The organism is Micromonospora sp. ATLC20, from assembly GCF_057196585.1.
Map to the genome: position 1 here is coordinate 1 of NZ_JBXUOV010000241.1, position 6,985 is coordinate 6,985.

8 protein-coding genes are annotated in these 6,985 nt (G+C 74.1%); 4 read left to right on the plus strand and 4 right to left on the minus strand.

All coding sequences use genetic code 11. The features are described 5' to 3' along the window. The 3 genes from AC2CHG_RS28815 to AC2CHG_RS28825 form a co-directional block, all read right to left on the minus strand. Positions 1–413 (minus strand): hypothetical protein (locus tag AC2CHG_RS28815; RefSeq protein ID WP_484525976.1); only part of this gene is annotated, 413 nt, incomplete at its 3' end. A 226-nt stretch (positions 414–639) separates the two neighbouring features. Next, complete coding sequence (locus AC2CHG_RS28820; protein WP_484525981.1) at positions 640–1,335, minus strand: response regulator; 696 nt, start codon at positions 1,333–1,335, stop codon at positions 640–642. Next, positions 1,308–2,546: a sensor histidine kinase gene (locus tag AC2CHG_RS28825; protein ID WP_484525977.1), complete on the minus strand. Its 1,239-nt coding sequence runs from the start codon at positions 2,544–2,546 to the stop codon at positions 1,308–1,310. The genes AC2CHG_RS28820 and AC2CHG_RS28825 overlap by 28 nt, the downstream gene beginning before the upstream one ends. A gap of 132 nt (positions 2,547–2,678) precedes the next feature. On the opposite strand from AC2CHG_RS28825, the gene AC2CHG_RS28830 reads away from it, so the two are divergent. The 4 genes from AC2CHG_RS28830 to AC2CHG_RS28845 all read left to right on the plus strand — a co-directional run bounded on the left by AC2CHG_RS28830 (position 2,679) and on the right by AC2CHG_RS28845 (position 6,605). Then, complete coding sequence (locus tag AC2CHG_RS28830) at positions 2,679–3,578, plus strand: ABC transporter ATP-binding protein (RefSeq protein ID WP_262014895.1); 900 nt, start codon at positions 2,679–2,681, stop codon at positions 3,576–3,578. Then, complete coding sequence (locus AC2CHG_RS28835; protein WP_484525978.1) at positions 3,575–4,360, plus strand: ABC transporter permease; 786 nt, start codon at positions 3,575–3,577, stop codon at positions 4,358–4,360. The genes AC2CHG_RS28830 and AC2CHG_RS28835 overlap by 4 nt, the downstream gene beginning before the upstream one ends. Positions 4,361–4,362: 2 nt before the next feature. Next, entirely contained in the window at positions 4,363–5,067 is a 705-nt protein-coding gene (locus AC2CHG_RS28840; RefSeq protein ID WP_355507314.1) for a YqeB family protein, read from the plus strand. Positions 5,068–5,183: 116 nt separating this feature from the next. Beyond that, a complete protein-coding gene (locus AC2CHG_RS28845) occupies positions 5,184–6,605 on the plus strand; it encodes an amino acid permease (RefSeq protein ID WP_484525979.1) in 1,422 nt (473 codons plus the stop codon). Between the two features lie 13 nt (positions 6,606–6,618). On the opposite strand, the gene AC2CHG_RS28850 is transcribed toward AC2CHG_RS28845, so the two are convergent. Next, positions 6,619–6,985: serine hydrolase (locus tag AC2CHG_RS28850; RefSeq protein ID WP_484525980.1), on the minus strand; the 367-nt coding region annotated here is incomplete at its 5' end.

The window sequence follows — 6,985 nt, forward strand, 5'->3', positions numbered from 1 at the left end:
GCCCGGGCCTGCTGCCCCGGCACGGGCCGGCCGGCCTGACCGGGTACGCCCGGCCGCGTCACCTGTCCGGCCTGGCGGGCCACCTGCCCCGGGGCCGGACGGGCGCCGGACGGCCCGGTCAGCACGAACGGGAAGGGCACGTGCACGAACGGGTTGCCGTGCCGGATCAGCGCGTCGATCTGACGGTCGTTGAGACCGTGTGTCTCCAGCACCCGCCGGCCCCAGCGATGCAACCGGCAGGGGAACGACGACCCGTCGTTGCGGCACTTCGGCCCCGCGGGCCACTCCTCGGCGGCGTGCACCACCACCGCCCGGACCGCGAGGCGGACGTCCTCGGGGGTCAACGGCGCCGGTACCGGCACCTCGCCCAGGATCTGGTCGATGGGATCCGTCGACTGCTCACCAACTCGCACGGCAGGCCTCCCGCAGCTCGCAGCGGTACGGCGGAACGGCCGCACCACATCCTCGACCACTGGTACGGCCGGGAAACGGCAGCAGTTCAATCCCGCCACGCGGCGAGCAGTTCGGCCGGCCCGATCGCCGTGACACCGTCGACCGCCTTGTCGGTCGGCAGGAGACGCATGCGTCAGAGGCGACACTCTCATTCTTGGAACTATCACGAATGAGAGCTTCTGCGCGTCAGACCAGGCCGGCGTCCTGGACCAGCAGGGCCACCTGCACGCGGTTGTTGAGGTCGAGCTTCGTCAGCAGCCGCGACACGTACGCCTTCACCGTCGCCACGCTCATGAACAGCTCGGCGGAGATCTCCGCGTTGGTCCGGCCGCGGCCGAGCAGCACCGCGACCTCCCGCTCCCGCTCGGAGAGCCCGTCGAGCAGTCGTACCGCCCGCTCCCGCTTCGGGTCCGGGCCGGGCGCCGGCGCGGTGGCGGTGACGTGCGCGATGAGCTTGCGGGTCACCGCCGGCGACAGCGTCGCCTCCCCCGCCGCGACCCGGCGTACCGCCGCCACGATCTCGGCCGGCGGGGTGTCCTTGAGCAGGAAGCCGCTCGCCCCGGCGCGCAGCGCCCGCAGCACCTGCTCGTCGGCGTCGAACGTGGTGAGCACCAGCACCTCGGGCGGTTCCGCGGTGGCACGCAGCGCCTCGGTGGCGGCGAGCCCGTCGACCCGGGGCATGCGGATGTCCATCAGCACCACGTCCGGGGCGTGCGCGGCGACGGCGTCGGGCACCTCGGCGCCGTCGGCGGCCTCGCCGACCACCGCCAGGTCGGGCACCCCGCCGAGGATCATCGACAGCGCGCCGCGCACCAGCGGGTCGTCGTCGACGATGAGCACCCGCACCGGCGCGCTCACCGGGTCGCCGCCCAGGGCAGCCAGGCGGTCAGCCGGAACCCGCCGTCGGCGTCCCGTCCGTGTTCGAGGCGGCCACCGGCGAGCGTGACCCGCTCGGCGATCCCGACCAGCCCGGTGCCGGCACCCGGGATAGCGGTGGCGGGCGCACCGACGGGCCACGGATTGACGATCTCCACCACGAGCCCGTCCCCCGGGCCCCCGGCGAGCCGGACCGTCACCACCGCGCCGGGCGCGTGCTTGCGGGCGTTCGTCAGCCCCTCCTGCACGATCCGGTACGCGCTGCGCCCGATCGCCGCGGGCACCGCCTCCGGCTCGATCACCTCGTCGACCACGGCGACCCGTACCCCGGCGTCGCGGCTCTCGGCGACCAGCGCGGGCACGTCGGCCAGCGTGGGCTGCGGCCGTTCCGGCGTGGCCTCGGAGCCGACCTCGGCCCGCAGCACGCCGATCACCTCGCGCAGGTCCTGGAGCGCGGCGTGCGCGCTGGCCCGGATCACCCCGGCCGCCCGCGCCACCTCCTCCGGCGGCGCGTCCGGCCGGAACTCCAGCGCGCCCGCGTGCAGGCTGAGCAGGGAGATCCGGTGGGCGAGCACGTCGTGCATCTCGCGGGCGATCCGGCCGCGTTCGAGCTGCCGGGCCTGGTCGAGCCGGAGTTGCTGCTCGGCCTCGGCCCGCTCGGCCCGGTCCCGCAGGGACAGCACGAGCTGGCGGCGGGCCCGGACGAACAGCGCCCACGCCACCACCACGCAGATGAACAGCCCGGTCCACACGGCGGAGGCCCAGACCGGCAGCGTCGGGTCGGGCCGGACCGCGAGGTAGACCGGCAGGCTCAACAGTTGCCAGGCCACCAGCCCCAGGCCCACCGGCAGCGGCCGGTGGACCAGGACGGTGAACATGATGATCAGCAACGCGACACCGGAGGTGACCGAGAAGAACATGAGCGGCGCGGTGGCCACCGCCAGCCCGACCGGCCAGCGGCGGCGTAGCCAGAGCGCGCCGCTGACGAGCAGGCCGATCAGCAGGTCGACCTCCTCCAGCCAGGTCGGACCGGCGTTGAGGCCGAACTCCGGAGTGGCGCTGGTGACGTCGCCGTGCGCGATCAGCACCCAGAGCAGCGAGGCCACGAACAGCATGCCGTCCACGAACCAGTCCCGCGGCGTCCGCCGGGCGGCTCGGGCGGGCACCAGGGAGCCCGGCAGGAGCCAGGGATGATCGGGTACGGCGGCGCTGGTCACCCGTCCATGCTAGGAAGCCCTCCGGCCCGGCTACCAGCTACCAAAGTCGACGCCTGCGGTGAACCGAGGTCGACGGCGGCGCAGACCGCCGGCCGCAGCGCGTGACCGGGTGGCCCCGGCAGGCTCGACGGCATGATCGAAGTCGACCAGCTCACCAAGCGGTACGGCCCGCACACCGCCGTCGAGGACGTCACGTTCCGGTGCGAACCGGGTTCGGTGACCGGTTTCCTCGGGCCGAACGGCGCCGGGAAGTCCACCACGATGCGGATGATCTGCGGGATGACGCCGCCCACCTCGGGCGGCGCCACAGTCGGTGGCCGCCCCTACCGGCAGCTACCCAACCCGGGGCGGGAGATCGGCGTGCTGCTCGACGCCTCGGCGCAGCACGCCGGGCGGACCGGCCGGGAGACGCTCACGCTCGCCGCCCGGACCATGGGCGTGGACCGGGGACGGGTGGCGACGGCACTCGACCAGGTCGGCCTGAACGACACCGCGGCCCGGCGCCGCGTCGGCGCGTACTCCCTGGGCATGCGGCAGCGGCTCGGCCTGGCGCTGGCGCTGCTGGGCGACCCCCGGGTCCTGATCCTGGACGAGCCGGCCAACGGCCTCGACCCGGAGGGGATCTTCTGGATGCGCGGCCTGCTGCGCGACTTCGCCGACCGGGGCGGCACGGTGCTGCTCTCCTCGCACCTGCTGCGCGAGGTGGAGGCGGTGGCCGACCGGCTGGTGGTGATCGGCGGCGGCCGGGTGGTCGCCCAGGGCGGCAAGGACGAGCTGCTCGCCGGCGCCGGCACCCTCGTGCGGGCCCGTGACGCGCACGCCCTGCGCCTGACGCTGGACCGGGCCGCGCTGCCCGCCACCGCCGGCACCGACGGCGGCTTCGTGGTCCGGGCCGAGCCGGGCGAGGTCGGCCAGGCCGCGGCGGACGCCGGACTGGTCCTCACCGAGCTGCGCCCGGCCGGCAGCGGCGGCCTGGAACAACTCTTCCTCACCCTCACCGCCGGCGCGTCGACCAAGGAGGCCGTCCGATGACCACCGCCACCCGTACCCCCGCGCCGCCGCGTCCCGAGGCCGCCGTCGCCGGACCGACGCTGGCCCGGCTGACCGCCGTCGAGCTGCGCAAGCTCGCCGACACCCGGGCCGGACGCTGGCTGCTGATCACGATCGGGCTGATCGCGGCCGCGATCGTGGTGGTGCAGCTGTTCGTCGTCGACGCGCCGGACCAGACGTTCACCGCCTTCTTCACCCCGTCGCTGCTGCCGGTCGGGCTGCTGCTGCCGGTGCTCGGCATCCTCTCCATCACCGGCGAGTGGTCGCAGCGCAGCGCGCTCACCACGTTCGCGCTGGTGCCCCGCCGGGAACGGGTGATCGTCGCCAAACTCGCCGCGGTGGTGCTCGCCGCGCTCGCCTCGGTGCTGGTCAGCCTGGCCGTCGCCGCCGTCGGCACGCTCGCCGCCCGCGCCTCCGGCGGGGCGGGCACCTGGACGTTCGACTGGCAACTGCTGCCGCACGCGGCCGTGTTCCAGGTGGCGAGCGTGCTGATGGGCGCCGCCTTCGGCCTGCTGCTGCTGAACACGCCGCTGGCGATCGTCACCTACCTGCTGCTGCCCACCGTGTGGAGCCTGCTCGCCGCGATGATCTCGGCGCTGCGTGAGCCGGCTCGCTGGCTGGACACCTCGTACACGATGGAGCCGCTGCTCGGCGCCGAGATGACCGGCGGGCAGTGGGGCCGGCTCGGCGTATCGCTCGCCGTCTGGGTGCTCCTGCCGCTGGTCGCCGGCCTGGTTCGCACGATGCGCCGGGAGGTGTCCTGACAGTGGCCGCCTGGCAACCCGGCGAGGACGTCGTGGTCGACGGCGGACGCGGCGAGCTGGTGCTGTTCTGGGCGGGATTCCCGCTGTTCGGGGCGGGTCTGGGCGCCGGGCTAACCGCGCTGTCCGGCTGGATCGCCGGGCTGGCCTGGTTCCCGTTCCAGGGCCTGTTCGAGCTGCTCGCCCGGTGGCCGGACGAGCGGTCGTACCCGATCGGGGCCGGGGTGGGCCTGCTCGGCGGGCTGTTCCTGGCGGTGGTGGCGGTCCGCGAGCGGCTGACCGTCACGGTCGGGCACCGGACGGTACGGCTGCACCGCGACGGGCACGGCCGGGACCTGGCCCGCGCCGACGTGGCGGGGGTGTTCGTCGACGGCAAGGCGCTGGTGCTGCTGGACACCGCCGGTGGCGAGCTGGCCCGGGAGAAGTCCGACCTGGACGCCGAGCGGCTGCGGGAGGCGTTCACCAGGCAGGGCTGGCCGTGGACCGGGCAGGACCCGCACCGGGACGCGTACCGGCGGTGGGTGGAAGGGCTGCCCGGCCTGCCGCCCGGCGCGGACGCCCTGCTGCGCGCCCGGCAGCGGGCGCTCGACGGCAGCCACGACGCCGAGACCCGGGAGCTGCACGGGGAGCTGGCCCGGCTCGGCGTCGTGGTCCGCGACGAGGGCAAACGGCAGTACTGGCGGCTGGTGGCCGGCCCGCCGCCGGGCTGACCGCCGCCGTCGCGCTGCGATCTTCGCGCCGAGCATCTACGTTCGTCCATGCGGGTGCGGCTCGCCGGACGGCGGCGGCCCCGCCGGAGTACGTCGGTGCGACGGGAGGGACCGGCATGGCCGTGGGACAGGGCATCTTCCGGCGCAAGCCGGTCGAGCAGATCGCCGACGAGACCGACGCGGGCCTCTCCCGCGAACTGGGGTTGTGGCAGCTCACCGCGATCGGGGTCGGCGGCATCATCGGCGCGGGCATCTTCGCGCTGGCCGGGGCGGTGGCGAACGAGACCGCCGGCCCGGCCGTGCTGGTGTCGTTCCTGATCGCCGGTCTGGCCAGCGCGGCCGCCGCGCTGTCGTACGCGGAGTTCGCCGGCATGATCCCCCGGGCCGGATCGGCCTACACCTACGGGTACGCGGTGCTCGGTGAGGCGGTCGGCTGGTTCATCGGCTGGGACCTGCTGCTGGAGTACACAGCCATCGTCGCCGTGGTCGCCATCGGCATCTCCGGTTACTTCGGCTTCCTCGTCAACGAGCTGGGCGCGGACCTGCCGGCCTGGATGCTCGGCGCGCCCGGCACCGGCGACGGGCACCGGGTCGACCTGTTCGCGGTGGTGCTCTGCCTGCTCATCGCGTTCCTGCTGACCCGGGGCATCAAGGCCGCCGCCCGGTTCGAGACGTTCGTGGTGGGCCTCAAGGTCGCTGTCGTGCTGCTGGTGATCGTGGTCGGCTTCTTCCACGTGAAGACCGCCAACTACTCGCCGTTCTTCCCGTTCGGCGTCGGCGGCGCGATCACCGGCGCGGCCACCGTCTTCTTCGCCGTCTTCGGGTACGACGCGATGAGCACCGCCGCCGAGGAGTCGCGCGACGCCCGCCGGCACATGCCGAAGGCGATCATCTGGTCACTGGTCGTCTCGATGGTGCTGTACGTGCTGGCCACGCTGGTGCTCACCGGCATGCAGAACTACCGGGACATCGACCCGGAGAGCGGCTTCTCCTCCGCGTTCGCCTCGGTCGGGCTCTCCGGGCTGGCCAGCGTGATCGCGGTCGGGGCGATCATCGGCATCCTCACCGTGATGTTCACGTTCATGCTCGGCGTGACCCGGGTGTGGTTCTCGATGAGCCGGGACGGGCTGCTGCCCGGCTGGTTCGCCAAGGTGCACCCGGTACGCCGGGTGCCGACCCGGGTCACCTGGATCGTCGGTGTGGGCTCGGCGCTGATCGCCGGTTTCCTGCCGATCCGGCAGGCCGCCGAGCTGACGAACATCGGCATCCTGCTGGCGTTCGTGGTGGTGTGCGTGGCGGTGATCGTGCTGCGCTACCGCCGCCCGGACGCCCCGCGTACGTTCCGGCTGCCCGGCATGCCCGTGGTGCCGGCGCTCGGCGTGATCTTCTCGATCTGGCTGATCACGTTCCTCGACCCGGTGACGTGGCTGCGGTTCGGCGCCTGGTTCCTGCTCGGCGCGGTCGTCTACGCGCTGTACGGCTACCGCCGTTCGGCGCTGGCCCGGCGCGACGAGGACACCGCCGACCGGGCCCGCTGACCGCCGCGTCACCTCAGACGTCGAGCAGTCGCAGGCCGATCGGGTCCACGTCGCGTGTGGTGTTGCCGAGCACCACCACACCTCGGCCGGCCGCCCGGTCGAAGCCCAGGAAGGCCCGGAAGCCGCTGGTGCCGCCGTTGTGCCAGACGACCTCCCGGTCGCCGTGCCGGCTGGTGAACCAGCCGTACCCGATCCGGCCGTCGTCCCCGGCGTCGAAGCGGGGCATGGCGGCGTCGGCGCCGGGGGCGGTGCCGGCGAGCATCGCGGCGGTGAGCCGGGCCAGGTCCTCCGCCGTGGACCAGATTCCGACGCCGGCCGGGGCGTAGCCCGCACCCAGCCACGGGTCGGCGGCGCGGCCGGCGGCGGTGGCGCCCTCGGCC

What these genes read in the sequence shown, in the direction of transcription:
- AC2CHG_RS28845 (WP_484525979.1), top strand. Translation starts at nt 5,184, where the DNA reads ATGGCCGTGGGACAGGGCATCTTCCGGCGCAAGCCGGTCGAGCAGATC.
- AC2CHG_RS28830 (WP_262014895.1), top strand. Translation starts at nt 2,679, where the DNA reads ATGATCGAAGTCGACCAGCTCACCAAGCGGTACGGCCCGCACACCGCC.
- AC2CHG_RS28835 (WP_484525978.1), top strand. Translation starts at nt 3,575, where the DNA reads ATGACCACCGCCACCCGTACCCCCGCGCCGCCGCGTCCCGAGGCCGCC.